24 protein-coding genes and 3 pseudogenes are annotated in these 26,807 nt (G+C 41.6%); 18 read left to right on the top strand and 9 right to left on the bottom strand.

The genetic code is table 11. From position 1 onward, the window contains the following. Positions 1-22: 22 nt before the first annotated feature. Positions 23-1,474 (bottom strand): cardiolipin synthase, encoded by a 1,452-nt coding sequence (gene cls / locus JMX94_RS05060; RefSeq protein WP_201563783.1) that lies wholly within the window; start codon positions 1,472-1,474, stop codon positions 23-25. Positions 1,475-1,577: 103 nt separating this feature from the next. Next, a complete protein-coding gene (locus JMX94_RS05055; protein WP_201563781.1) occupies positions 1,578-2,372 on the bottom strand; it encodes a YdcF family protein in 795 nt (264 codons plus the stop codon). Between the two features lie 306 nt (positions 2,373-2,678). Between JMX94_RS05055 and arsC the strand changes: the two genes are divergently transcribed. The 11 genes from arsC to JMX94_RS05000 all read left to right on the top strand — a co-directional run bounded on the left by arsC (position 2,679) and on the right by JMX94_RS05000 (position 15,803). After that, on the top strand, positions 2,679-3,086 hold the full coding sequence (gene arsC, locus JMX94_RS05050) for an arsenate reductase (glutaredoxin) (RefSeq protein WP_201563779.1): 408 nt from the start codon (positions 2,679-2,681) through the stop codon (positions 3,084-3,086). Then, a complete protein-coding gene (gene arsH, locus JMX94_RS05045; protein ID WP_227673520.1) occupies positions 3,073-3,888 on the top strand; it encodes an arsenical resistance protein ArsH in 816 nt (271 codons plus the stop codon). Before arsC ends, arsH begins: the two co-directional genes overlap by 14 nt. 46 nt (positions 3,889-3,934) lie before the next feature. After that, complete coding sequence (locus JMX94_RS05040) at positions 3,935-5,245, top strand: arsenic transporter (RefSeq protein ID WP_201563777.1); 1,311 nt, start codon at positions 3,935-3,937, stop codon at positions 5,243-5,245. Between the two features lie 919 nt (positions 5,246-6,164). Next, positions 6,165-6,578: a PaaI family thioesterase gene (locus tag JMX94_RS05035; protein ID WP_201563775.1), complete on the top strand. Its 414-nt coding sequence runs from the start codon at positions 6,165-6,167 to the stop codon at positions 6,576-6,578. 226 nt (positions 6,579-6,804) lie between these two features. Further along, positions 6,805-8,340 carry a type I restriction-modification system subunit M gene (locus tag JMX94_RS05030; RefSeq protein WP_201563773.1) on the top strand — a complete coding sequence of 512 codons (1,536 nt, stop codon included), beginning with the start codon at positions 6,805-6,807 and terminating at the stop codon, positions 8,338-8,340. Then, entirely contained in the window at positions 8,330-9,577 is a 1,248-nt protein-coding gene (locus JMX94_RS05025; RefSeq protein ID WP_201563771.1) for a restriction endonuclease subunit S, read from the top strand. Before JMX94_RS05030 ends, JMX94_RS05025 begins: the two co-directional genes overlap by 11 nt. An 80-nt stretch (positions 9,578-9,657) precedes the next feature. Continuing rightward, positions 9,658-9,966: a hypothetical protein gene (locus JMX94_RS05020; protein WP_201551384.1), complete on the top strand. Its 309-nt coding sequence runs from the start codon at positions 9,658-9,660 to the stop codon at positions 9,964-9,966. 38 nt (positions 9,967-10,004) lie between these two features. After that, on the top strand, positions 10,005-10,451 hold the full coding sequence (locus JMX94_RS05015) for a hypothetical protein (protein ID WP_201563769.1): 447 nt from the start codon (positions 10,005-10,007) through the stop codon (positions 10,449-10,451). Positions 10,452-10,646: 195 nt separating this feature from the next. After that, positions 10,647-13,976 (top strand): type I restriction endonuclease subunit R, encoded by a 3,330-nt coding sequence (locus JMX94_RS05010; protein ID WP_201563767.1) that lies wholly within the window; start codon positions 10,647-10,649, stop codon positions 13,974-13,976. Positions 13,977-14,004: 28 nt separating this feature from the next. Then, entirely contained in the window at positions 14,005-14,814 is an 810-nt protein-coding gene (locus JMX94_RS05005) for a M48 family metallopeptidase (RefSeq protein ID WP_201563765.1), read from the top strand. Between the two features lie 134 nt (positions 14,815-14,948). Continuing rightward, positions 14,949-15,803 (top strand): patatin family protein, encoded by an 855-nt coding sequence (locus tag JMX94_RS05000; RefSeq protein ID WP_201563763.1) that lies wholly within the window; start codon positions 14,949-14,951, stop codon positions 15,801-15,803. 144 nt (positions 15,804-15,947) lie between these two features. Here the strand turns inward: JMX94_RS05000 and JMX94_RS04995 are convergent, their stop codons facing one another. Beyond that, the gene (locus JMX94_RS04995; RefSeq protein ID WP_201563761.1) at positions 15,948-17,720 is read right to left on the bottom strand and encodes a potassium/proton antiporter; all 1,773 of its coding nucleotides are present in this window, start codon (positions 17,718-17,720) and stop codon (positions 15,948-15,950) included. Between the two features lie 449 nt (positions 17,721-18,169). Here JMX94_RS04995 and JMX94_RS13545 point away from each other — a divergent pair. Next, positions 18,170-18,292, top strand: a pseudogene (locus JMX94_RS13545) (IS3 family transposase); the annotation flags it as partial. Here JMX94_RS13545 and JMX94_RS04990 read toward each other — a convergent pair. Beyond that, positions 18,287-18,760, bottom strand: a complete 474-nt coding sequence (locus tag JMX94_RS04990; RefSeq protein ID WP_201563759.1) for a helix-turn-helix domain-containing protein — start codon at positions 18,758-18,760, stop codon at positions 18,287-18,289. The pseudogene JMX94_RS13545 and the gene JMX94_RS04990 sit on opposite strands and share 6 nt — an antisense overlap. Before the next feature lie 102 nt (positions 18,761-18,862). On the opposite strand from JMX94_RS04990, the gene JMX94_RS04985 reads away from it, so the two are divergent. The 3 genes from JMX94_RS04985 to JMX94_RS04975 all read left to right on the top strand — a co-directional run bounded on the left by JMX94_RS04985 (position 18,863) and on the right by JMX94_RS04975 (position 20,777). Further along, positions 18,863-19,591 carry an SDR family oxidoreductase gene (locus JMX94_RS04985; RefSeq protein ID WP_201563757.1) on the top strand — a complete coding sequence of 243 codons (729 nt, stop codon included), beginning with the start codon at positions 18,863-18,865 and terminating at the stop codon, positions 19,589-19,591. A 36-nt stretch (positions 19,592-19,627) separates the two neighbouring features. After that, a complete protein-coding gene (locus JMX94_RS04980; protein ID WP_201563755.1) occupies positions 19,628-20,221 on the top strand; it encodes a 2-hydroxychromene-2-carboxylate isomerase in 594 nt (197 codons plus the stop codon). Positions 20,222-20,414: 193 nt separating this feature from the next. Further along, positions 20,415-20,777 carry a hypothetical protein gene (locus tag JMX94_RS04975; RefSeq protein WP_201563753.1) on the top strand — a complete coding sequence of 121 codons (363 nt, stop codon included), beginning with the start codon at positions 20,415-20,417 and terminating at the stop codon, positions 20,775-20,777. A gap of 86 nt (positions 20,778-20,863) precedes the next feature. On the opposite strand, the pseudogene JMX94_RS04970 reads toward JMX94_RS04975, so the two are convergent. After that, positions 20,864-21,061 (bottom strand): annotated as a pseudogene (locus JMX94_RS04970) (integrase core domain-containing protein); the annotation flags it as partial. 9 nt (positions 21,062-21,070) lie between these two features. Continuing rightward, positions 21,071-21,958: a LysR family transcriptional regulator gene (locus JMX94_RS04965; protein WP_201563751.1), complete on the bottom strand. Its 888-nt coding sequence runs from the start codon at positions 21,956-21,958 to the stop codon at positions 21,071-21,073. Between the two features lie 135 nt (positions 21,959-22,093). Between JMX94_RS04965 and JMX94_RS04960 the strand changes: the two genes are divergently transcribed. Beyond that, the gene (locus JMX94_RS04960; RefSeq protein ID WP_201563750.1) at positions 22,094-22,585 is read left to right on the top strand and encodes a CidA/LrgA family protein; all 492 of its coding nucleotides are present in this window, start codon (positions 22,094-22,096) and stop codon (positions 22,583-22,585) included. A 9-nt stretch (positions 22,586-22,594) separates the two neighbouring features. Then, positions 22,595-23,293, top strand: coding sequence for an LrgB family protein (locus JMX94_RS04955; protein WP_201563748.1), 699 nt, complete (start codon positions 22,595-22,597; stop codon positions 23,291-23,293). Positions 23,294-23,617: 324 nt separating this feature from the next. Here JMX94_RS04955 and JMX94_RS04950 read toward each other — a convergent pair whose 3' ends face one another. After that, positions 23,618-24,508 (bottom strand): LysR substrate-binding domain-containing protein, encoded by an 891-nt coding sequence (locus tag JMX94_RS04950; protein WP_201563746.1) that lies wholly within the window; start codon positions 24,506-24,508, stop codon positions 23,618-23,620. Between the two features lie 147 nt (positions 24,509-24,655). Here JMX94_RS04950 and JMX94_RS04945 point away from each other — a divergent pair, with 147 nt between their 5' ends. Continuing rightward, positions 24,656-25,519, top strand: a complete 864-nt coding sequence (locus tag JMX94_RS04945) for a DMT family transporter (protein WP_201563744.1) — start codon at positions 24,656-24,658, stop codon at positions 25,517-25,519. Positions 25,520-25,699: 180 nt separating this feature from the next. Here the strand turns inward: JMX94_RS04945 and JMX94_RS04940 are convergent. Both JMX94_RS04940 and JMX94_RS04935 read right to left on the bottom strand, forming a co-directional pair. Further along, a pseudogene (locus JMX94_RS04940) lies at positions 25,700-26,068 on the bottom strand (integrase core domain-containing protein); the annotation flags it as partial. Between the two features lie 71 nt (positions 26,069-26,139). Continuing rightward, on the bottom strand, positions 26,140-26,412 hold the full coding sequence (locus JMX94_RS04935) for a transposase (RefSeq protein WP_201563805.1): 273 nt from the start codon (positions 26,410-26,412) through the stop codon (positions 26,140-26,142). Positions 26,413-26,807 lie beyond the last annotated feature (395 nt).

Raw genomic sequence — 26,807 nt, 5'->3', positions numbered from 1 at the left:
GTACTCATGAACAAGTACTCATTTATAAAACAGGTCCCATAGTGGCAACGATATTATTCCAAATTCGATAAGACAGCGGCCAGTTTTTCACTTCTTCGCGCGTCACTTCATCGGAGTCAGCGATATACTGATATTGGCGCTCGATAATAGCAGCGGTCAGGGTTTTATCACTAAAAAGAATGTTATTTTCATAATTTAAATCAAAGCTGCGTAAATCCAAATTGCTCGAGCCAATCAAGCTGATTTGACCATCGACGGTCAGAGTTTTGGCATGTAGCAATCCGGGTTTATACTCATAGATTTTCACCCCTGCTTCAAGTAATTGCCAATAGTAACTATGACTGGTTGCAGCGACGATAAAGGAGTCGTTTTTCTTCGGGAAAACCATCGTTACCTCAACCCCGCGATAGGCCGTCGCACATAGAATGCTCACCAGTGAATAATCAGGCACGAAATAAGGGGTAGAAATCATTAGCGTGTGCTGAGCTTGGCTAATCAAAGCGCCTAAAAACTGCGGCGTGGTGCCATGGCGCTGGGTCGGTCCATCAGAGAAAACTTGCGCAGCAAAATCATTGGTCGGCAAATTTGGCTGCAAATCCGTCGCATACGGAAAGCTATCGAGCGGCGTATCAGGGTTTTCAGTCAGCCAATCACTGGCAAATAGCATCTGATTTTGCGCAACAATGGGACCTTCGATGCGCAGCATAATATCGACCCAAGGGGCATATTTGGGTTTTACCATAAACTCAGGGTCGGCACAATTTCGACTGCCAGCGTAGCCAATCTTGCCATCAATCACGGTAATTTTACGGTGATTACGCAAGTCAATACGGCTGAATAGCAGCACTTTGAATATATTGGTCAAGGGTAGGGCGACACTAAGCTGGACACCTGCGTCCTTCATTTCTTGCCATAGCGTTGAGCCGACCATCTTGCGCGAGCCCATACCATCGACCATTGCTCGGCAGGTAACACCGCGCTTTGCGGCACGAATCAGTGCTTGGGCAGTAGCAGTGCCCATACCATCGACCAGCCAAATATAATACAGCACATGGATATGGTCGGTTGCCGCATCAAAATCGGCAATCATACGTCTGCGGGTCTCAGCGGCATCAGCCATCAGCTCGGCGCGATTGCCCACCGTGGTCTGAAAACCGGTGGCTTTTGCTGAATAAGCAAAGGCTGCTTGATATTCAGGCTTGACGGCCAGTGTTAACGCCACATCGCTACCGAGCACTGCAGGACGGTGTTGACGTAATTTATTGATAATGTCTTCACGTTCACGCGCGAAGTTGCGCCCTAAATGCACCTCACCAAACATCCAATAAACCAATACGCCAAAATAAGGTAAGACGAATAAGATAACAATCCAAGCCAAGCGTGCGGGTGCGGTTAAGTCATCGCGCGATAGGACGCGCAAGGATATCAGTACCAGTAGGATAAAGTGAATGGTTAATAAGATGTCGATGAGCATAGGGCTGCCGTCCATTATTATTCTGGTTAATTATGGTTATTATTTTTATTTAAAAACGGTTTTATTTATCGGGCTAATTCATGAACCGCTTTATTAAATTCTATCAATATTCGCCAAATAGCCAACCACTGACAAAGGCAAAATACTCGCGAAACCATGCATTGTAGCGAATGGATAGCGGCGTTGGGCTGGCAAGTAAAATAGGCTGCTGGTAGCCTTGATGCTTGGCAATGGCAGCGGCGCGAATGGTATGGAAATCACTGGTCACAATGGCAATAGGCGCGGTAATAGAGAGACCTTTTGCCGCCAAAATTACTTGGCTATAGATTAAGTTTTCGGCGGTACTGGTGCTTTTGCCCTCTTGTAAAATGTGCTCAAAGGCAATGCCATGTATCTCATGTAAATAAGTCGCCATAATACTGGCTTCACTGTGCGTTTGCCCCATACCTATACCGCCACTGGTCAGCGCTAGCGCCTCTGGCTGTGCTTTAATCAGCGGCGCGGCCGTATCTAAACGCTGAGCAAGCGTCGGTGTTGGCTTTCCTGCGATAGTACCTGAACCTAATACAATAATCGCCGCGACCTCCGGCACAGGCTGTGCGCTGCGCTTAATTTGTTGCTGCAACGAGAAAATAAATAACCCGAAGCTTATAAGCCAGATGAAAAACAGCAGCCATAGCGCATACCAAAGACGATTGCGGAAAGGGTTTTGCCTAGTAAATTTGCGGATGGCATGCCAAAATATCCCATGGGTGACAAAGACGCTGCCCAATAAGAATGGTACGACAGTGCCAAAGTTAATTTTGCCGACCGTCATTAACACGGCACAATCAACCATAATAACGGCACCGATAGCCACCAATCCAACTCGCGCTATAATGAGTAATTTTTTTGCCATAGTTTTGCTTTTATTAGGTAAAGATACTTCTCTTTAGTTTAATTTTTAATGATTCAAATGTTGCTTTGTTTATTTAATCAAACGTTGTTTTAATTACCTGGCTGTTTGGTAATATTCATATATATCAAATCCAATTTAAAAAGACGACAGTACTGCTGGGATAAATTTTTCGAAGCCTCTGGAGTGCGAAGCACACAGCAAGCGAGGAAAATTTATCCCAGCAAAACACTATTCTTAACATACTTCTTTTATATTGGATTCAATATATACCAAATCTCATCCCTTTAACATTAAGAGGAAAACCTTATGACGCCAATCATTTTTCATAATCCAAAATGCGGCACCTCTCGTAATACGCTGGCCATTATGCAGGCTTCAGGTGAGACGCCAGACGTGGTGGAATACCTAAAAACACCGCCGTCTCGTGAGTACCTAGTTGAGCTATTGGCATTGATGCACATCACGCCGCGCGAGCTAATACGCAGTAAAGAAAACGTCTATAGCGAGATTGGCTTAGACAATCCAACATTGAGCGATGCGCAATTGATTGATGCCATGATAGCGCACCCTATTTTAATCAATCGTCCTATTGTTGTTACCAATAAAGGCGCTGCGCTGTGCCGACCGTCAGAGCGAGTGTTTGAATTATTGGAGAATCCAGTCAGTAGTTTTACCAAAGAAGATGGGGAAATCGTCAAACATGTCAAAGGTTAAAGATACCGCAACCCTAGCAGCAGAAGACAATCTTGATAGCGAGTGTGATAGCAATACTGGCGCTACTGATTTGCCCGCTGCTGATTTACTGAAAAACGATTTACCCAATATTGATTTCAGTCAAGTACAAGCTATTGATATTGAGTCTTTGGTAGGTAAAGATGACCCACGCCATGCACCAAGAATATTGGTGTTATATGGCTCTTTACGTGCGCGCTCATTTTCCAGATTGGCGGCAGAAGAAGCAAGCCGTCTATTGCGTTGGTACGGCTGCGAGGTGCGAATGTTTAATCCATCAGGCTTGCCACTGCCAGATGACGCAGATGCCGACCACCCAAAGGTACAAGAGTTACGCGAGCTGGCACAGTGGTCGGAGGGCATGCTATGGGTCAGTCCAGAACGCCATGGCAGCATTACCAGTATTATGAAAGCGCAAATTGACTGGATTCCATTGGCGCTAGGCGGCGTACGTCCGACCCAAGGTAAAACGCTGGCTATTATGCAAGTCAGTGGCGGCAGCCAAAGTTTTAATACCGTCAATCAATTGCGTATTCTTGGACGTTGGATGCGCATGATTACCATCCCTAATCAATCTTCTATCCCCAAAGCATTTTTGGAATTCGATGATAATGATCGCATGAAAATGTCCCCACTTTATCTGCGCGTGGTTGACGTTTGCGAAGAGTTGGTCAAATTTACCTGGCTTACCCGAGGACGTTCGGCGTATCTGACCGATCGCTATTCAGAACGGGTCGAAAGCGCTGCAGAAGTATCGCAACGCGTTAATCAAAAATCGCTCTAACTTCTTTGTTTTATTATTGCTTCAATTGCCCCATTAAGGTTACTTCATGCTCGCATTCGCTATTTTTATCGTAACTTTGGCCTTAGTCATCTGGCAGCCTAAAGGGCTTGGCATTGGTTGGAGTGCGATGGGCGGCGCTTTGGTCGCCTTAGTATTTGGTGTGGTGCAATGGTCTGACGTTGGTATTGTTTGGGATATCGTTTGGGATGCTACCTTTACCTTTGTCGCCCTGATTATTATCTCCCTTATTTTGGATGAAGCGGGATTTTTTGGCTGGGCGGCCTTACACGTTGCTCGGCTTGGCAATGGGCGCGGGCGTTTATTGTTTCCGATGATTGTGCTGTTAGGAGCGTTTATCTCCGCCTTCTTTGCCAATGATGGCGCTGCCTTATTACTGACACCGATTGTGATTGCTATTCTGCTACGCCTTGATTTTGCCCCCAAATCCGCTTTAGCCTTTATTATTGCCACTGGTTTTATTGCTGATACCGCAAGTTTGCCGTTGGTGACATCTAATCTGGTCAATATCGTCAGCGCTAATTATTTTGATATTGGTTTTGGTCGCTATGCGGCGGTGATGGTACCGGTAAATATCGTCTCTGTCCTAGCAACGCTATTGGTATTGTGGATTGCTTATGCGCGGCATATTCCTACACACTACTCAACGGCAAATCTTAGCTCACCACAATCCGCTATCAAAGACCCGTTGGTGTTTCGAGCGGCTTTTCCACTGCTGGCATTATTATTAATCGCTTATTTCGCGACTGAATCGCTCGGGCTGGTTATCTCCGTAGTGACGAGTGCCGCGGCGCTTATACTCATGGCGATTGCTGGACGCTGGTGGCAAGGTGGTCGTGATGCCAAGTTTTCTATGACTAATATTCTTAAGAAAGCCCCGTGGCAAATCGTATTGTTTTCAATTGGTATGTATTTGGTGGTTTATGGTTTGGGCAATGCAGGACTTACTGCCTATGGCGCGCAAATACTTAACTGGTTAGGTCAGCAAGGCGCGCTCGTTGCGACGGTTGGTACAGGATTCTTATCCGCCATCGTAGCGTCTGTGATGAACAATATGCCGTCGACGCTGATAGGCGCGCTGGCAATTGATAGCGCCCAAGTGCCCACTGCTACTCGAGAGTTGATGATTTATGCCAATGTCATTGGCAATGACTTGGGACCAAAATTCACGCCTATTGGTAGTTTGGCGACGTTATTGTGGTTACACGTATTGGCAGAAAAAGACTATAAGATAAGCTGGGGACAATATATGAAGGTTGGACTGCTGATAACGCCGCCCGTACTATTAGCCACACTATTGGCATTGGTGTTTTGGTTGCCTCAATTGCCGAGTGTTTAAATAAGGGTCTTGAAGCTTAAATATAAGCTTTAGGCTTTGTATTTCAAAGGAATTAATGGGTGTTTAGGATAGGTTGGGACAAGACAGGAAAACTGAAGGTTTTGATTAAGTAGAATAAGATTGGCGGTGAAGGAGGAAGTCAAATTACTATCATAAGTAATTGATACTTAGGGTATTAATATTTACGTTTGTATTTATAGACCAACTATTAGACCAACACCTATTAAGTATTGAATGCAAGATGGATATTGGGATTTATCTCATACTGAAATGTAACTAAGTATTTCTAAGTCATTATTTGATTTCAAACATATACTATCACTAAAAAACTGTTTCTAGTAAGTTAGGCTCATTTTTCATTCATATTGTTTAAACCGTCTAGCATTGTCATAGTCACGCCAAACAGCTCCAATGGTTCCTTAACCAAGATGTCTGCATGATTCTCATTGTATACTCGTAAGATAATTCTTTCACTTATTATCAATCTTATAAGGGTGAAGCATTCTGCTACCAGTGCGGCGACAACTTTTTTGCAGCAAGCTGTCAGCGAGTGATCAATTATTAGAGTAGTATTGGGATAGATGCTGGTATAAATCATACTGCCAACTTTTATGTTAATCAGATAGAACGATGCCTTGTAAAGATGACTTTAGATATAGAAATAGATGATTGAAAAATCTGAGCGCAGGTAAGAATCAGAGGACGATGATTGTCGTGAGGTTTTGAGATAAATGGTTAGGATGGTAATGAAGCTTTCTATTTGTCTTGCTTTTCAGTAATGCTATCCTACAAGTTAGATAAGATTTTTAACTCATTTAAATAAAGGTCCACTCCCTACGTTCGACGATAGTAACAGACCACTAACCTTTGATGAGAAAGTAGGTTAGGTCATAAGAATAATTAGACTCTAGGAGTATGTATGTCTGCAACCAAAGAAGAAATAGCTGCCTTTTTAGCGTTAGAGTTTCCTCAAACCAAATGTATTGTTGAAGCAGTAGGTAATAGTGGTTCGACCTTATCACATGATATCGGTATAGACGAGCTGCGTCCTGGCGGCACTGTCTCAGGTCCTGTATTGATGAGTATTGCTGATGTCGCACTCTATGTAGCTATACTTGGCAAGATTGGAATTGTACCGTTGACAGTGACGACAAGCCTGACCATTAATTTTTTGCGTAAACCCTCAGCAGAAGCACGTATTATTGCTGAATGTAGCTTGCTAAAAGTAGGTCGCACGCTTATCGTAGGCGAAGTTTCTTTATATTCAGAGGGCTCTAGTGACTTGGTCGCACATGTTGTTGGTACCTATTCCGTACCGCCTAAGCATGATTAAATGACTTATACATATACACTATTAAACATATCTTCTCAGTGCCCATAATAGTCACATTGTTATCAAGTATCTTTGTGCTTTGGCCCCTTAGTTTATTCAATTAATTTATATAAATATCTACTAGAGTTGAACTTCTAGCCACTAACATCCGTCAACCAGCCTAGACCCTGCTATTATTACCTCACTATAAAAAACTCACACCTTCCAAAGTATTTAGGAACCAGAAATGCCCACCAGCACACTTAATAGTATTAGCCAAATCAATCAAGACGATATCAACAAAGCCGTATGGAACGCCTGTGACACCTTCCGTGGGGTCATCAGCGCCGATACTTACAAAGACTTTATCTTAACCATGCTGTTTTTAAAGTATCTGTCCGACGTTTATCGCGATGAGTACAACAAGCTGGTTGAGCAGTTCGGTGACAACCCAGATCTGATCCACGCCATGATGTCCAAGCAGCGTTTTGTCTTACCTGAAGGTGCCAGCTTTTGGGACTTGTATGAGCAGCGCCATCAGCCGGGCAACGGTCAGCGTATTGATGAAGCGCTACATGCCATCGAAGAAGCCAACGGCACCAAGCTACAAAACGTCTTCCAAGACATCAGCTTTAACACCGATAAATTGGGTCAAGACAAGCAAAAGAACGAGCTACTCCGCCATTTATTAGAAGACTTTGGCAAAGAGATTCTGAACCTAAGCGTTGAGCGTGTTGGTAGCCTCGATGTTATTGGCAATGCTTACGAGTTTTTAATCAAGCACTTTGCTGCTAGTAGTGGCGCAACGGCTGGTGAATTCTATACGCCACCCGAGGTATCGAACTTATTGGCAACTATCCTTGAGCCTGTCGAAGGTGATGAGATCTGTGATCCTGCCTGCGGTTCAGGGTCGCTACTCATTAAGTGCGGGGCGATGGTACGCAAAAACTCAGGTTCTAAGAAGTATGCGCTATACGGTCAAGAAGCCATTGGCTCGACATGGGCACTGGCCAAGATGTATATGTTCCTACACGGTGAGGACAACCACCGTATCGAGTGGGGCGATACCATCCGTAATCCGCTGCTACTCGATAAAGACGGCAAGCACTTATTACAGATCGATGTGGTGACCGCCAACCCGCCGTTTTCACTGGACAAATGGGGTCATGAGGATGCCAGCAGCGATCCCTATGGTCGCTTCCATCGCGGTGTACCGCCTAAGACCAAGGGCGACTATGCCTTTATCAGTCATATGACCGAAACGCTCAAGCCAAACACAGGACGTATGGGCGTGGTGGTACCGCATGGCGTGCTGTTCCGTGCGTCAAGTGAAGGCAAAATCCGTCAGCAACTCATTGAAGAAAACCTGCTCGATACTGTGATTGGCTTACCTGAAAAGCTGTTCTTTGGCACGGGGATTCCAGCCGCTATTTTGCTATTTAAAAAGAACAAGAACGATGACAAGGTATTGTTTATCGATGCGAGCAATGAGTTTAAATCAGGTAAAAATCAAAACCAGCTCACTGAGGATAATATTGCTAAAGTCATTGAGACTTATAAGGCGCGGGAAAGTGTTGATAAATACGCGTATCTAGCGAGCTTTGATGAAATTAAAGAAAACGACTTTAACCTAAACATTCCACGCTATGTCGATACCTTTGAAGAAGAAGCGGAGATTGATTTGGTCGCGGTGCGTACTGAACGTCTTGAGTTAAAGGCTGAACTCGATGCTTTAGAAGTAGAGATGGCAGGGTTTTTAAAGGAGTTGGGTTATGGTGCCTAATGGTTGGAAACTAGTCGAAGCTAATGATATTTGTAGTTCTATTTCAGTTGGTGTCGTCATTAAACCATCTCAGTATTACGTTGAAAAAGACAAAGGGGTTAAAGCTTTTCGTTCAGCTAATGTTCGAGAGGGGGTTATTAACGATAGTGATTGGGTTTATTTTTCAGATGAGGGTCATAAAGCAAATAAGAAAAGCCAACTCAAAGTTGGCGATGTTCTTATTGTAAGAACTGGTTATCCTGGTACAGCCTGTGTGGTTACACCAGAATTTGAAGGTTCAAACGCAATTGATATCGTTATAGCGAGACCAAAATCAGACTTAGTAACTTCTGAATATCTGTGTTCTTATACAAATTCGGAAATAGGGAAATCGCAAGTTCTTAATTTAAAAGGAGGTATGGCACAACAACATCTGAATGTTGGAGCCTACAAAGTATTAAAAATAAAACTACCTCCATTAGCAGAGCAACAAAAAATTGCCAACATCCTATCTACTTGGGATAAAGCGATTAGTACCACTGAGCGTTTGATTGACAATAGTACCCAGCAGAAAAAAGCCTTGATGCAGCAATTGCTGACAGGTAAACATCGTTTGCTTGGTGAGTCGGGTCAGCGGTTTGAGGGTGAGTGGGAAGAGGGTTTGTTGGGAGATTTGGTGGATGTTACGACTGGTTACGCCTTTAAAAGCAATGAGTTTGTTGAACATAAAAATGATTCATATTCAATTGTTAGAATGAGTGACCTTAAAGAAGGTGTCTTAAATCTTACACAATCTGCGAGAGTACCTAAATCTACCGTTGTAGGACTAGAAAGATATAAATTGTCTGAGGGTGACTTCATTTTTGGAATGTCTGGTAGCTTAGATAATTACGCTACAGTTAAAAATGTTGATTTACCATGTTATCTCAATCAACGGGTAGGGAAAATTAGAGCAAAATCTAATTCGAATCAAGACTTTGTTTCATATATATATTTATCAGATAGAGTAAGAGAAAGTATATTAAATAAAGCGGCAGGTGCCGCTCAACTTAATATAAGTATAGGAGATCTGAGAAAAACATCAATCAGATATCCAAATAAAAAAGAACAACAAAAAATCGCCACCGTGTTAATCAATGCCGATAAAGAAATTGATCTGCTTGAGCAGCAGTTGGCTGATTTGCAGCAAGAGAAAAAAGCGCTGATGCAGGTGTTGTTGACGGGTAAGGTTCGGGTGGTGGTTGATGGGGAAAGCTGATATTAGGTAGAGTACGTTTCAGCCACCCTAGCGCATCTAAATAGTTTAGAATAAATGAAACGTTAATAGGAGCGGATAACATGATTGAAGTCACCGAAGCTGTAAAACTTGCTAGACAATTTGCGGTAGATTTGTTTGAAGGCGAGAACATCAAAAATCTAGGACTAGAAGAAGTCGTATTTGAAGAGTCTGACAATGAATGGCGAATTACTTTAGGCTATGACTCTCATCGAGTAAAAACGACGGAAACCACACCGAATCGTTTTTCAGCAATAAGTGCGTTTGCGCCAAGTAATATAGAAAAAGAAACCTTACGCGAATATAAAACGTTTCGTATCGGTGCCGAAGATGGGGCTTTTAAAGGTATGTTAATACGTGATGTAGGTTAACAGTGACGCATTATTATATTGACAAGTCGAAACGAGTTTTGCTTGATGCCAATCTGTTAACGATGTATTTGGTGGCTCAGCTTGGCGATGGGGAAGTTGAAAAGTTTAGTCGTACACGAGCATACACGACAGCTGATGCTAAGATATTGGATAAGACTTTACTGGGTTTTAAATCTATTATTACTAAGGCCCAAGTCTTGACAGAAACTGCGAATTTGCTCGATTGGTTCACAGGAAAAAAGCGGCAAGTACTATTTGGTTATCTGAGTCAGTTTGTTGTTACAGTCGATGAAAAGTATTTATCCGCTAAGCAAATCATACTTAGCCCTGCCTTTATTAAGCTAGGATTATCGGATGCTGCGTTATTTGATATTTGCCATTTAGATAAATGTGTCTTATTAACCGCCGATCTTGATTTATATGGGTTTGCAGCAGGGCATGGCATAGAAGCTATTAACTTTACCCATTTGCGAAAATATTTATAAAGAGGTTTATTGACACATTTTCAGTAATCAACTAATCTATACCCAACATAACCGCCACGCTTAGTGCCCTTTGGGTAACGCGCAACCTTGGCGGTTTTTCTTTGCCTTTTTTATGACATCTTTTATGGTGTTTGGGCTACAATCGATAAAACCAAACAAGCAACCAAACAAACGCTATGTATAAAGTTGGCAGATATGATCAACCCTAATTTTAATAAAAGCCTCAACTTCGCCGAAGAATTCAGCTCAAAAATTCCTGCCTTAACCTTACTTACTACACTCGGCTATGAGTTTATTCCACCTAACCAATGCAATGCCATGCGTAGCAATAAGCTGCTCGCTAATCAGGTGAATGCTAATAAAGCCACCAACCAAGTGGTGTTATTGCCCATCATGCGTGCGTTCTTAGCCAAGCAAACCTTTATGTTTGAAGGCACATCGCATCATTTATCCGACAGTGCCATTGATAAGATCATGCACGAGCTAAACCCAGCGATGAACTTAGGCTTGCAACTCGCCAATGAAAAGCTCTATAACGCCATGCTCTATGGCGTGACGGTGACTGAGTTTATCGACGGTAAAAAAACCTCGCAAACCATCAGCTTGATAGATTGGAATCATATCGATAATAATAGCTTTCACTTTACCGAAGAGCTGGTAGTACAGAATGCTGAAGGGACAGGTAATATCATTCCTGATATCGTCTGCTTCATAAATGGTCTACCGTTGGCAGTGATTGAAGCCAAACGTCCTGACTCGAGTAGAGAGTGGCAATCAACCAACACGCAAGCCGTCTCCCAGCACATCCGTAATCAAGGCCAAAAACAAATCCCGCACCTGTTTGCCTATAGCCAGTTACTGCTAGCGGTAAATGGTAATGACGGTCTATATGCCACTTGCGGTACGCCTGAAAAGTTTTGGGCAAAATGGGTCGAAGAAGAGTTCTCTGAGCCTGAGTTTGCCCGTCTAAAAAATCAAGCGCTCAGTCCTGAGCAGATTGAGAATCTGTTTGCCCATCGTCCTGCCTTTATTAAAGATGAATATCAGTCATTGATTGATGGCGGTGATCTAGTCGTCACCGATCAAGACCGCTTAATTGTCAGCTTATTAAAGCCTGAGCGTTTGCTTGAGATGACGCGTATGTTTACCTTGTTTGATAAAAAGGCTGGCAAAATCGTTGCCCGTTATCAGCAAGTCTTTGGTATCAAAGCCCTGATTGAGCGTATTAGCACCTTTGACGAAAAGGGCAGTCGTGAGGGTGGAGTGATTTGGCATACTACAGGCAGTGGTAAATCTTTCACTATGGTGTTTTTCTCCAAGGCGCTCATTTGGTTAGAAGAGCTCGCGAAGTGCCGTGTTATTGTCGTCACTGACCGTGTTGATCTTGAAACTCAGCTTAGTAAAACCTTTGCTTCTGGTGGTGTGCTTAGTGATCGCGACAAAACGGATGCGATGGCAACTTCTGGTCGCCGTCTAGCGCAGCAGATTGGGCAGGGTAATGAGCGGGTTATTTTCTCAATTATTAATAAGTTTGGTTCAGCCGTTAAATATGATGAGTGCTATAACGACAGCCCCAATATCATCGTCATGGTCGATGAAGGTCACCGTAGCCAAAATGGTGAGAATAATATTCGCATGGCGCAAGCCTTGCCAAATGCTGCCTTTATCGCCTTTACGGGTACGCCCTTGCTAAAGTACGATAAGACCGAAAACAAATTCGGCAGCATCATTCACTCCTACACCATGCAGCAAGCCGTCAAAGATAAAACCGTCACCCCATTGCTCTACGAAGAGCGTATCCCTGAGCTGAATACCAACGATCAAGCTATTGATGCATGGTTTGATCGTATTACCCAAAAGCTCACCAATGATCAAAAAACCGACCTAAAACGTAAGTTCTCCCAAAAAGGTCAAATCTATCAGGTTGAAGGTCGTATTGAGCTGATTGCTCATGATATATCTGATCACTTTCAAAACTTTAAACAGCAGCACCTAAAAGGTCAATTGGCTTGTGATTCTAAAGCCTCAGCTATCCGCTACAAGATCGCTTTGGATAAGATTGGCAAAGTGACCTCAGTGGTCGCTATGTCACCGCCTGACACTCGTGAGGGGCATGACACCGTCGATGGCGAATCAAAAGACATCGTTCAGAACTGGTGGCAAGATAATGTCGCCAAAGAGTACGGCGGTGATGAAAAAGCGTACACCAAAGCCATTATAGAAGCCTTTAGTCAGGACGATGGTCCTGACATTATGATCGTCGTCGATAAGCTATTGACGGGCTTTGATGAGCCCAAGAACACTGTGCTATATATAGATAAACCATTAAAGCAGCACAATCTTATTCAGGCAATTGCGCGTGTGAACCGCTTGCATGAGAAAAAACGCTTTGGTTATCTGATGGATTATCGCGGTATCTTAAAAGAGCTGGATATCACTATTGAGAAGTATCAAGACTTAGCAGAACGTACGCAAGGCGGCTTTGATATCGAAGACCTTAAGGGTCTATATAACGCTATGGATACCGAGTACAAGCAGCTACCGAGGTTACATAGTGAGCTGTGGGCTATTTTCTCATCGGTGAAAAATAAACAAGACGGACAAGCGCTAAGGCAGGTGCTTGCACCTAAGATGCAGGAAATAGATGGCAGAGTAGTCGATACCAAGCTTAAAGAGCGTGATGACTTTTATGCGGCTTTGACCGCATTTTCTAACGCCATGAAAATTGCTCTACAATCAGCGTCTTTCTTTGCAGATAAATCATTTGATAGCAAGCGTGATCGCTACAAAGTCGATCTAAAAGCCTTTATCAATCTACGTAAGCAAGTGCGCGAGGATGCTGATGAAACCATCGACTACGATGAGTATGAAGCAGATATTCGCAGCTTACTTGATAAGCACATCGCTGGACTTGAAGTTCGTGAGGCAAAAGGTGCTTATTTGGTTGGCAACTTAGGTAAGAATGTTAAGCCCGAAGCGCTCAGTGATAATGAAGCACGCAACCAAACCGATAAAATCACTGGTCGTGTCACTAAGATGATTGAGCAAGATTTGGCTGATGATCCTTATGCGCAAGAGTACTTCTCTAAACTACTTAAGCAAGCGATTGCTGATGCCAAGGCGATGTTTGATGCACCTGTAAAGCAGTACATGATGTTTGCTGACTTTGAGCAAGCAGTAAAAGACCGTGCTGTTGCTGATGTGCCAAATGCGTTTATCGATGATAATGGTAAATTAAATAAGCATGCTCAGGCTTATTTTGGTTTGTTTAAGCATTTATTTGACGCGGACTTTTTAGTGGATAAAGAGCTAGATAATGACAAGCTGGTCACCTACGCTTTTGAGATTGATAAAATAGTTAAGACAGCAGTGGCTGAGTATTCTATTAATCCAGCAGAAATCGAGAATGCTATCAGTGTCAAATTGCTGCCGATGTTATTTATGGATTTGGGTATCGATAAAGCGCAACAGCTCATCGAAGAGGTACTAAAGATTACCCGTCTTGGGCTTTCGAGAGATAAGTAGCCTAAGAGCAGCAAGAGGGTAGTAGGCAATGACTGAGAACGGTGACTTTTATTATGGTCAGGATAAAATTGATTATGAAATTGTGCGTAAAGAAGTAAAAAATAAGCCTGAAAGCGATAAGCTGATTGCTAAGAAGACCAAGCCTCGCAAAGTTGTGATCAAAGTACATCCTGATCAGCGTGTGGTTGCCACCGCACCTGTCGATGCTACCGATGAGGTGATACACGATGCGATGATGAAGCGTGCTAGTTGGATATGGCAAAGCCTACAAGACTTTGCCAAGCAAAAAGACCATGTATTACCCAAACGATATGTCAGCGGTGAAACCCAGTTTTATCTGGGTCGTCGTTATGTGTTAAAAGTGATAACAGATGCAAAAACTAACGATAGAATAAACAGCACTGTGAAGCTTAGTCGCGGTAAGTTGAATGTAGAATTGTCTCAAATTGATTCTGAATTAGACTCTGAAAAACAAGCAGTTCTCGTGAAAAGCTTGATTGATAAATGGTATAAAGATAAATTTACGTCGGTCTCTAGAGAGAGGCTTGAAGCCTTGCTGCATAAGGCCTCATGGGTTGATAGTAGTCCTTCAATAAAATTAATGACTATGAAAAAGCAATGGGGGAGCTGCTCAATTAAAGGCAATTTAATATTAAATCCTCATTTAATAAAAGCCCCAAAGGAGTGCATTGATTACGTGATATTGCATGAGCTGTGTCATATAGCTGAGCATAATCATAGCGAGAACTTTTGGCGCCTATTAACGCAAGTAATGCCGAACTGGAAAGAGGTGAAGGCTAGGCTCGACGGGATGGCTGAGTTTTACTTGAATGAGTAAAATTTGGAGCTAGATAGTTTAAGATGGTTTTTTGGAAAAGTATCAGCCTCCGATATACTCGAGGCGCTTCACTTAATTGCTCTATGTAATGGTTGAGTTAAAAAGGTAGTATTCACAAAAATTCGAGGTTTTCAATGCTTAAACAACATCGACAAGCACTTGTAGTTGAAGGTGGTGGAATGCGTGGCGCATTTACCAGTGGGGTCTTAGACGCATTTTTACAACAACAATTTAATCCTTTTGATCTTTGTGTAGGGGTGTCCTCAGGCTCAACGAACGTTGCTAACTATTTAGCTGCGCAACAAGGTCGCACCCTGCAGATTTACTTAGATCATTCACTTCGACCTGAATTTATCCATTATGGTCGTTTCCTTAAAGGTGGGGACTTACTGGATCTAAAGTGGATGTGGGACGTGGTGGAACAAGAGCATCCACTAAATCAGGCACAATTATTTGCCAGTCATGCTGAGTTTTACATGGTGCTAACACATGCTATTTCAGGTGAAGCTAACTATATTAAAGCCTGTAAAGATAATTTTTTGGATGGATTAAGAGCATCAAGTTCTATACCAGTGCTGACTCGTCAAGCGGTCGAGATATTTGGCGAACCTTATTTCGATGGTGGTGTAGCTGATGCTCTGCCTGTGCATTGGGCCGCTCAACAAGATCGTGTTGCTAAGCTAATGGTAATACGTACTCGTCCTCACAATTACTATAAAGCAGGTCGCCAAGGCGATCAGCTGTTGGCTAAATATTTTTCTAAGCAACGATATGGTTTTGCCCAAAGCTTATTAACACGAACCCAACGTTATAATGATGCGGTGCAATTTTTACATTCTGCATCACCACAGAAGTTTTTAGAAGTTTGCCCACCCGACTTGAAAAATATGGCGGGTCGATTATCTAAAGATAAAGCTAAAATCCGTTATAGCTATGATGTAGGACTAGAAACTGGGTACAAAGCGATTGAAGATTGGCATAAACTTTAATGATAATACCGTAATAAATCAGAATGCTTAAAATTAGACATTAACTGTTAAATAATGCAGCTTAATTCTATTGGATAAGTATCTTATAGTTGAGATATTTGCCGGTCAGTCATTAGCCCATGCTATATCTAACAGTGATATAGACTATGCCACTGTTGGCACCTCTAGTTGTTTTAAGCCAATCGTTCTCAGTCTTCCTTGGTCATCAACTTCTTTAATAACCAACAACCATTCCTCATTAATCGCAACCGTATCGCCTGCTACGGGTGCCATCTTTAAGCTATCCTTAATGTATTCAGCAACCGTTTGTTCCCACATGTTTTTCGTGTTCAGGGTATCTTCTAGAGATTCGGATTTCATCCTATCGGTAAAGAATGGCACATCTTTAAGTTTGACACTCGGCGATAGCATCCAATCGCCATAAAAATCATCGATGGCTCTACGGTCTAACGTCGTGTCATTAAAAACATTCGCAATCTGATCGGCATAATCGCCACTCATGGCATACCAAACGCTATCGCCAAATTTGAGCTTAGTCTCTTCATTAATTGCCAAGATTTGCTGACCACGCACCAAGGCAAAAACATGGATTCCTTCAGGGCTGATGCGCGTAGAGATATCCCTCGGATGACGACCAATTGCAAACGCACCTAACTTTACTTCAAATTCATACAACGTAATGCTTGCTCTATCTGACACCCACACTTCATGCTCTTCTTTTGGGCCCTTATTGTTAGGAATACGCACCTTAAACAGATTGGCCATAAAAGGAATGGTCGTCCCTTGTAATACTAATGATAAAACTACCACACCAAAAGCAATATCAAATAGCATAAAGGCATTATCTACCCCTGCAATCACTGGCAACATGGCAAGGGTAATGGGTACCGCACCGCGTAAACCAACCCAAGAGATGAAACCGATCTCTTTGTTTTTAAACTTAAAAGGTAAAACACTGGTATAGACTGCAATAGGACGAGCCACTAAAATCATAAAGGTAGCAATGGCCACTGAATAAGGCCAAACTTCAAGAACGTTCGATGGTGTGACCAATAAACCCAATACGACGAATAACACCGCTTGCGACAACCACGCAAAGCTGTCCATTACGCGCATGACATGCTCAGTTGAGCGTACCTTATGGTTGCCAATCAGAATACCCGTGACAAAGACGGCTAAAAAGCCACTTCCGCCTAGTAAGTTGGTGGCAGCAAACACTGCTAAGCCAGCCGATAATATCAAGATGGCATACATGCCTTCTGCCAAGTGTATTTTGGGTAATAACCGAGAGAGGAAGTACCCGAAGAACAAGCCCATTCCTAGACCAAAGCTAAGCTGCTGTAATAGCAGCCCTAAAAAGCCTAGCGCTGTCTGCCCAGCGGGGTCGACATTTAAAGCAATTAATCCTGTGACTAATAAAATCGCTAACGGGTCGTTGGCGCCAGACTCAAGTTCCAAAGTTGCTTGGACGCGGTCGTTAAGCTTAACACCGCCATTACGCAGCAGTGAAAACACCGCTGCCGCATCGGTAGAACCAACGATTGCCGCTAGCAATAGCCCAAAGCGCCAATCGACATCAAGCAGCCACGTGACGAATACACCTAGTATCATTACGGTCGCAAGTACGCCCCAAGTAGCTAGCGTAATTGCTGGTTTTAGTCCAACTCGAAACGATTTAAAAGAAGTACGCAGTCCACCGTCTAGCAAAATACAAGCCAATGCCGCCTGCCCGACAAAATTGGCTATTGCATATTGAGAAAACTCAATACCCAAGATACCCTCTTCACCAGCCAGCATCCCAACGACCAAAAATAATAGCAAAAGAGGTACACCCAAACGTGCTGATAAAGTGCTCGCCATAATACTGGCAAAAATTAACACTGCTCCTACGAGATACACGATATTTAAGGTATCCATCTTTTATTAAGCCCTATTTTATAAGTTATGATGAGTTGGGAGTTGGGAGTTGGGAGTTGGGAGTTGGGTTGTTGCGATAGCGGTAGTTTAGTTTTGCTGGGGACAGCGCATAGTGTTCTAATACCAAAGCTTATTTAATTAGAGCGGAAACATTATTTATCCCTTGCTTTCAAGCAGTTAGTTATGGTTTTAAAGCATTCCTTAAGAATAACATCTAGAATCAAATCTAGAGTACTTATTTTTGAGTAGATCTCTTAAAAAGGCCATTAAGAATGAACTGTCCTGAGATGGTCGGAGACTTAACATTCTGAGTCAGGCAGCTAAGCCTGATAGATTTTTATTGAATAACCTGCCTATTCAAATGAGCCACCCCGATATTGATATTGAGCTATGCTGAAAAGACCGTAGAGATGAACTTGGTAGACTAAGCATCATAACAGGCGTTTATCATGCATAAAAAAATCAGGGCCTACAGAAACTACCTTAAAGCTCAAGCAGTTAAACAGATAGTAGACAATAATGGCAATATCTCAGCAACTGCAAAGCCGCTTGGCAGAACACTCTCTTCATATAGTAAGCTCATCGTCACCTATCCAATCAGGTCCTATTTCAACCTTAATATCCCGTGCATTAATTGGTTCATGGCATTCTGAACATACCGTTACGGAATGCATTATTTGGCCGCACTTATTGTGTCTATGTAGCAGCGGCGCACCCCGTTCATCAGCCATGTGTTTGTCTCCCCAGCTAACCAATGCTAAAACGATTGAATGCAAATCTAAACCACGCTCTGTCAATCGATATTCCTCGCGCAGTGGTTGCTGTTGATAGGCTACTTTTTTCAGAACGTCAAATTCAACCAGCTTACGAAGCCGGTCAGACAAGACATGACGTGTGATGCCTAAGCGTTTCTCAAATATATCAAAACGTCTGACACCTAAAAAACAGTCACGTAAAATCATTAGCGTCCAACGATCACCAATGACTGCCAAAGTGCGAGCTACTGAGCAAGGCTGTTTATCAAGTTCATCCCAACGCATATGTTACCTCCTACATGTGTGAGTAATAGATTAGCTTGACAGTCTCTGAAAAGAAAGCTATATTTTTGTTAGTTCTAAAAAGGAACCTATAAGGAAATAGAGATGTATAGAGCACCCGTAGCAGTTGTAATTGGCGCAGGCGATGCCACCGGCAGCGCTGTTGCGAGACGTTTTGCAAGAGAAGGTTTTACCTTATGCGTGACCAGAAGGAGTGTCGACAAACTTAGCTCGCTAGTCAGTGATATTGAAGCCGCTGGTGGAATAGCAAAGCCATTTGGTTGTGATGCGCGTGTAGAGCAAGAGATGGTTGAGCTGTTTACCCATATTGAACAAGACATTGGGCCGATTGAAGTGGTGGTATTTAACATTGGTGCGAACGTCCATTTTTCCATTGTAGACACCACAGAAAGAGTCTACCGAAAAGTATGGGAAATGGCAGCGCTATCTGGATTTCTCACAGGTAGAGAGGCGGCAAAAGCAATGCTTCCCCGTGGAAAGGGTACGATTATTTTCACTGGCGCGACGGCTTCTTTACGAGGTAGTAAAGGTTTTTCTGCTTTTGCTGGTGCTAAATTTGCTTTACGGGCTTTGGCGCAAAGTATGGCTCGAGAGTTAGGGCCAAAAGGTATACATGTGGCGCACCCTATCATTGATGGTGCCATTGATACCGCCTTTATTCGCGACAATTTTCCTGAGCGCTATGCACTTAAAGACCACGACGGGATCTTAAATCCTGAGCATATCGCTGAGCAGTATTGGCAATTGCATTGTCAACCGAGAGACAGCTGGACGCATGAGCTTGATCTACGCCCATGGTTAGAGACTTTTTAGAAACTTTTTAATATATTTTGTCAGGAGTACTTTGAGATGAGTAAAAAAGTAGAGTTTTTCTTTGATGTAGGCAGCCCAGCCAGTTATTTGGCATGGACACAATTAGAGAGTATTGCACAGCGCACCAACGCTAAAATCATTTGGCGGCCTATGCTGCTTGGTGCTGTCTTTCAAGCCACTGGTAATGCGTCACCAGCTGCGGTTCCTGCTAAAGGTGCTTATATGCTCAAAGACCTTAAACGTTTTTCAAATATTTATGGGGTGCCGTTTAACTTCAATCCATTTTTCCCGTTGAATACGATGCATTTAATGAGAGGTGCGACCGCTTACTTGGAAGAACCTGAGTTCCAGACTTATTTAGCAGCCATTTTCAACGCTTTATGGTCTGAACAGCTAAACATGGAGTCACCCGAGGTTGTGGCTGAAGTTTTGACCAAAGCAGGCATTGACGTGACTGATTTTATGGCACGTATTAGTGAGACTGAGGTCAAGGAGCGTTTGAAAGATACCACTGAAGAAGCTGTGGCACGAGGTGTTTTTGGTGCGCCTAGTTTCTTCGTGAACGGTGAGATGTTTTTTGGTCAAGATCGCTTAAGTTTCGTTGAGGTTGCTTTAAAAGAGTGGCCTTAATTAGCAACGGTATAGCATGAATTGAAAGCGTTTAGACTGAGCTCTTTCCTAATGATGACAGAGACCAATAAGAATATTAGTTATAATTGTAAATTGATTGAATAAACACTTTTGTGGTGTACTGTATGGGTTAATGAACTATGATTGTATTTTGGTAAATATCTTCATCTGTTACTAATAAACGGGTCATATCATGAAAAAAGAGACGCTGACAGGTTTGTCTATTATTACATTTGCAGCATTTTATATTTGGATTCAAAGCGACAGTAACTCATTTTATGAAGAAAAAGACACTGAACTCGAACAAGCTCGCAAAACATCAAAGATTGCACTGCTAACGAAGTGCCAAGAAACGACAAAACCTATGCTTAAAAACCTTAAGTCTATGGAGATTAACCGCAAAAATACAGACTACAGACTATTAAATAACGGTAATTTCAAAGTTACAACGCATTACTACGCTAAAAATAGCGTGGATACTACTCCTCTGGTTGTGGTCGATTGCCTATTCGATAAAGATGGTAATTTACTAGAGACCATTCCAGATTCTGTGTAACTGTCATTTAGCTTATAGCAATACTGAACCGCCCCGAGTTTATCGGAGGCCGATTTAATTGAGTCAGGTAGCAATGCCTGACAGGATCAAACTATAATAATACCGCTTTCAAACTCAAAAGGCGATACATAGCCCAATGCACTGTGTATACGCTTTTTATTGAACCGATCTACCCAATTCAATGTCGCAAGTTGTACATTCGCTAAACCTTGCCAATCTGCTTTTAAATATTCAATTACCTCTGTTTTGTATAACCTATTCCCTGTTTCAGCCAAAGCATTATCAAGGCCTGGTTATATATTTTTTCTTATGTTATCAAGCCAAGCTTGCATACTTGGTGTAAGCAAGCGATGACGACGCCAAGCCATGACAAGCTCCCATTTTAACTGAGGTTGGGTTAGTGGCAAGCAGACTAATCCTGTTAAATCCAACTTTTGAGTATAATATTGAGGCAAAAGAGTCACACCCATATCCTGTTTTACCATGTCAAGAAGCAAGTGCCACTGATTGGTTTGGCAAATAATATTAGGTTCAAAACCTAGTGATTGACAGTTTTCTATAATCATTGGAGTAAATGATGAATTGGAGGTAAATAAAATTAGGGGTGCATTTGATAGTGACTTAAGTGTTACCTTGGTTTTCTGCTTACCCATACGGTTCTTGTTTGCTACGACCACCACTGGATAGCAACATATCGACAAGTAGTCAATATCATCGTCAATCGGCTTCATCAATGTTGCCACATCAAGTTGCCCCTCTAGAAGGGCCTGCTTAAGTGACTCAGCACCATCTTCGATAAGTGAAGTTTCTATACTAGGATGCATTTGGTAAAAGTTAAAAATAGCTTTGCTTAGTATTTCACTGCCTAGCGGTGAAATCCCCAGACGCAATTTACCACCTATAAATTGCTGATAATCTACTACTGTTTGTTCAAGATTATCTGCCTTTTGTAAGATATCCACTGCTTGAATATAGAGGTTTTCGCCAATTTCCGTTAAATTAACTCGCCGCTTTTTATGAGTTAAAGGCTTATCAAACAGAGCTACGCCTAAATGTTCTTCAAGATTACTGATGGATTTGGTAACGGTAGGTTGGGTTAAATTGAGTTGAATACTGGCTTGAAGAAACCCACCTGTTTTTACGACTGTCACAAAGCAGCGTAATTGTTTCAAAGTTATCATAAATAATAAACCACAGTTAGCAAGGATAATGAAATTTATTATAGAAATTAGGAATAAAAATAAAAATATAATTCATAATTTATGACTGTAGTGTTCTTATAATAAGTGGTCTCTAATTAACAAACAACAACTATTATGCGTAATCTTAATATTCGCTTACTCCTCTCTTTTGTAGCTGAAAAAAAACTTACACTTCAAAAGTTTTACCGTCAACCCTTGCTTCATGTCCTTATGCAATGCGCTATTATCGCAGCTGTCTGGTATTGTGCTGCGATATTGGTTGAGTTATTGCATTTACCCGTATCCTCAGGCGTCTTAGGAGTGCTTTTAATGCTGATCTTATTAATGAGTGGTGCTATTAAGGTTAACTGGGTCAGATTGGGTGCAAAATTTGTTTTGGGTGAATTAGTATTAATGTTTATCCCGCTTATGATGTCAATACTTCAGTATAAGGCGCTGTTTGTCAGTCAGGGATGGCAATTAATGCTGACAATTATCTTGAGTACCGCGATGGTGATGTTAAGCTCAGCATTAACTTTTATCATGGGGCGCCGTTTGCAACGTAGATTGTATCGTCATCAGATACATAAAGCCCAATTAAACCTAAAAAATGATAATAATGCGTGAGTATTTGCGATGAATACTTGGTCAATCCTTTGTCTCATTTGGACATTAGCTGCTTATTATATGGCTAAAGTAATCTATGTGCGCTATCGAAAATCTTGGCTAAACCCTGCTATCACGGTTCCAGTAATAACGCTTTCATTAATGATTATTTTTAATATCTCTTATGATACTTATTGGAAGGATACAGCTTGGATTGTGCAGTTACTTGCCCCCGCAACGGTTGCGTTTGCTATACCTATTTATGAGTATCGTCGTTTAATACGTCAACATGCTTTGGCTTTGACCGCTTCTATAACTGTTGGGATGGTGGTGGGAGTCTTAAGCATATATATATTCGCTGGCTTGTTCCATTTTGATAGGACCTTGACCTATAGCTTGATGGCCCGTTCAATATCGACACCATTTGCGTTAGACTTATCTGAAAAAATTCACGGATCTTCCTCTTTAGTTTCATTGTTTACTTTGATTACAGGGATGGTGGGAATGATTTTAGGGGATATGATCTTGACTTTTTTTCGTATTCGCTCCCATCTTGCAAATGGAATCGCATTTGGTAATGCATCACACGGTTTTGGTACAGCCCGGGCAAGTCAGCGCAATGAGGATGAGGGCGTTATAGCCAGTTTAACAATGATTTTAGCGGGATTATTTATGGTATTCTTAGGCCCTTCATTAATACATGGCGTAATGTTATTTGGGCAAGTTTAAATAAATATATATATAGACCCTAATCCATATTAAGAGTAGATATGATAACAGCTATTATCACTAACAGATAAACAATAAAAAAACGTATAAATTTCCGTTTTTATTCTAAAGTTAATTCGACTTTCACTAAATGTAATGAGCTTTATTTCTTTTAAACTTCAACCTATTAACTTATATTATTTGAATATCAGATAAAATGAATGACTATTTTTTGAGGATACGAGTGTTTATGAGTTATTGAATCGGGATTTTCTAAATCATCATTTTAAATCCCTTAACAAATCATTATTTTTCTTGTAACAACAAATAAGATAGAGGATTTCTTTACTCACACTGAGATTCTAACCATTTACATAGTTTAATAATATCATCCTGATTATTCTTTAATTCCTTGTAAACGAAGTAAAATTTATCCCCTGTTAGTAGTTCATGCATTGGGATTCTAACGAGTTTCTGCTTATAAGATGGATCTAGTATCATATAGTTGTTAACGAGGGTAACTCCCAGATTATACCGTGCGGCTTCTATCGCTAGTAGTACATGACTAAAATGATTTATCTTTATATCCTTCGGTAACTCAAATCCGCCTGCCTTACCCCACCGCAGCCAATCCTCCGCTGTATTCTCACTTATATCTGTATACCTCACGGATAATATTGGATGCCGCCACAATGTATCAGGAAGTGGTTTATCTCTTATTTTCTCCCAAAGCTTTTGACCACAAACAGGATATAAAGTTTCAGAAAATAAAAACTTACTGATGAAAGCATGTGGAGGGGGATTGACGGTAATATAACAATCGGCCCTTTGCTCATTATGATCAGACGGATGATTAACCATATCTAAAGTGAGTTCTATTTCTGGATACTGTCTATAGAAGTCTTCTAATCGAGGGATCAACCAATTTACTGCGACTGAACTGTACAGAGCTAAGCGTATATGCCCAGGTTTTCCATGCTTAATAATCTGACTACTATCTGAAAGAAGACCCAAAGCGCCACTCACATCTGTGAAATAACGCTCACCAACCTCTGTTAACGAAAAGGTCCGGCCTTGCCTGTAAAACATTGCTTCCCCAAGATACTTCTCAAGGATTCGTATTTGGTGACTCACGGCACTTTGTGTCACATTGAGGCTCTCTGCTGCTTTTGAAAAGCTGTTAAGCCGTGCAACGGATTCGAAGCACTGTATGGCACGCAATGGGGGCAAATCCATTATTACCTCAGCTAATACTAAGTATGTTTTATATCATTATACATCATAGCGTTACTTGAATATACTGCCTGACAGATCGTTAAATCAGCATGAATCCATTGGAGTTTTAACAGTTTCTGAATTTAAAGTAGGGCGAGGAGGATAAGAATGCCAAAGATGAGTGTTGCATTTGCCATGACGCTATTGGTACTAGGAAATATCATTGCGGTCTTCTCAGACGCCTTGATAAAGGACTTGCCCTCTGAGACGGCGGTATATCAATTTATCCTATTTCGTCAATTAACAGCGGTTTTAATGCTGTTGCCATTTTGTTTACTCTATAAAAAGAGCAAGTTATTCAGTAATATGAAATGGCACTTTGTCCGTAGTCACGTTTGGTTGTTAGGTGTGATATTCATGGTACTGTCTCTTCAAGTATTGCCTCTCGCGACTGCGAACGCTATTTTTTATGCCGCCCCTTTATTTGTATTACCACTAGGTTTTTTATTTTATAAAGACAGATTAACCTTTCCAACTATAGCGGTATCTATGTTAGGTTTTGCTGGTATCCTCGTTATCGTACAACCAAAACAGATTAATTTAGGGGCAGTTTTTGCGCTTATAGTAGCGGTAACCATGGCGATAAACAATCTCTTAGTTCGTAAACTTCCACAACATCATACTGTCTATCAAACGCTACTTTTGACCAATTTATTAGGAATCCCATTCGCGCTTGGTTTGGCTATTTGGGAGGGACAGCCATTTGATTGGCGCTCATTGATTACGGCCGCCAGTTCAAATGTATTTATTTTGATTTATGCGGGTATATGCGTACAGGTGTACCGACACATTGAAGCATACAAAGTCTCTAGTGCGGAATACTCAGGTTTAATAGGGGCGGTGGTGGTCGGAATCATATGGTTTAACGAAGTGCCAAGTATGACTTTGTTAATAGGTTCTGCGCTGATTATCCTACCTTTGATATGGCTTGCTACTCTTGAATCTATGAGGTTTAGACAAAAAATTGGGTAGGATAACTATATATCTTAAAACTAAAAGCTTTCTTTAAAAATCCCTCAGACTGGTGTTTGAGCATGAGTATTTTAATTGAATGGACTGTGCTGTGCTTATAGCCAGTCTAAAGCGTTTTTATCAGCGTTGCTAGAGAACGAAGGGTGATCATCACCACAATAAAATACTTACCAAATAGAATTAAGCTCCCTTATTTAGCTTCTGTATCGGCGTAAAGCCACCATTGCCGACGTTTGGGCGTTCATGATTATAATGGTATAATCAATTTACTGCTTGTTCGCGTATTTGCTCTAGGTTATCAAACAGTTCTTGATTTAATCAATCATAGCGCATGGTTCTGTTAAAACGCTCCACATAAGCATTTTTCTGTGGATTGCGAGGTTCAATATAACTCAAGATGATGACTTGATCGAAAGCCCAGTCTTTGAGCGCACTACTAAGATATTCAGGGCCATTGTCACATCTTATTTGCACGGGCTTACCCTCATATTCAATAAGCTGGTTTAAGCTACGTATGACTTTTTGGATTAGTAGTGAGAAATAAATCTTAAAGACGGCGTTCTGTAATGGCATAATAAAACTGGACAGCGTATAAGAGATACTATCCTAAAAAAGCCAAATCAAGTGCTAATTAGATCAACTCTTGCTTGGTAAGGCTGCTGATGTTTAACCACGCCGAAACAAATATGCACAAGCTTACGCATAACTGCGCAGAAAGCCTGCATTTTACACTTACCGTTAGCAAGCAGTCGCTTATACTGCGTCTTAATGTCAGGATTATGCTTAATGGCGACTAGCGCCGGCATATACAGTTTTGCTCTGATATCACTTGAGCCATTCTTTGCTAAGCGAGACTTGCCCTTAAATAGCCCTGATTCAGTATAACTGTAAATGTTGGCTTTGAAGAATTTGGTTCAGTATAACTGTAAATGTTGGCTTTGAAGAATTTGGTTCAGTAACTTTGAGACTTGATTGGCAGGCAGTTAGTAGAAGTGCAAATAAAAGATAGCCAACTGATTTAATAAGCCTAAAGAAATTGTTCCGGAATATGTGGGGTTAAAAAACGCACTAAGACAGTGATTATTAAGAGTATTACAAGAAGGTATTGGTATTTTATAAATCGTTCTGGGCTAAATAAACACAGCACAGATACTATAAAAATTCCTATAAGTTCAATCAAATTAGATAAACTTTGAGAGCCAAATCCTAGCCCAGTTAATACGACCCACAAAAATGATGGTAAGAATACTAGGCTAAATTTTTTCAATGGTTTGTCCATAGGTTAGGC

Source organism: Psychrobacter sp. CMS30, assembly GCF_904846565.1.
Classification (GTDB): Bacteria; Pseudomonadota; Gammaproteobacteria; order Pseudomonadales; family Moraxellaceae; genus Psychrobacter; species Psychrobacter maritimus.
Note: the sequence above shows the minus strand (reverse complement) of the source record. Positions and strands in the feature narration are given on the sequence as shown.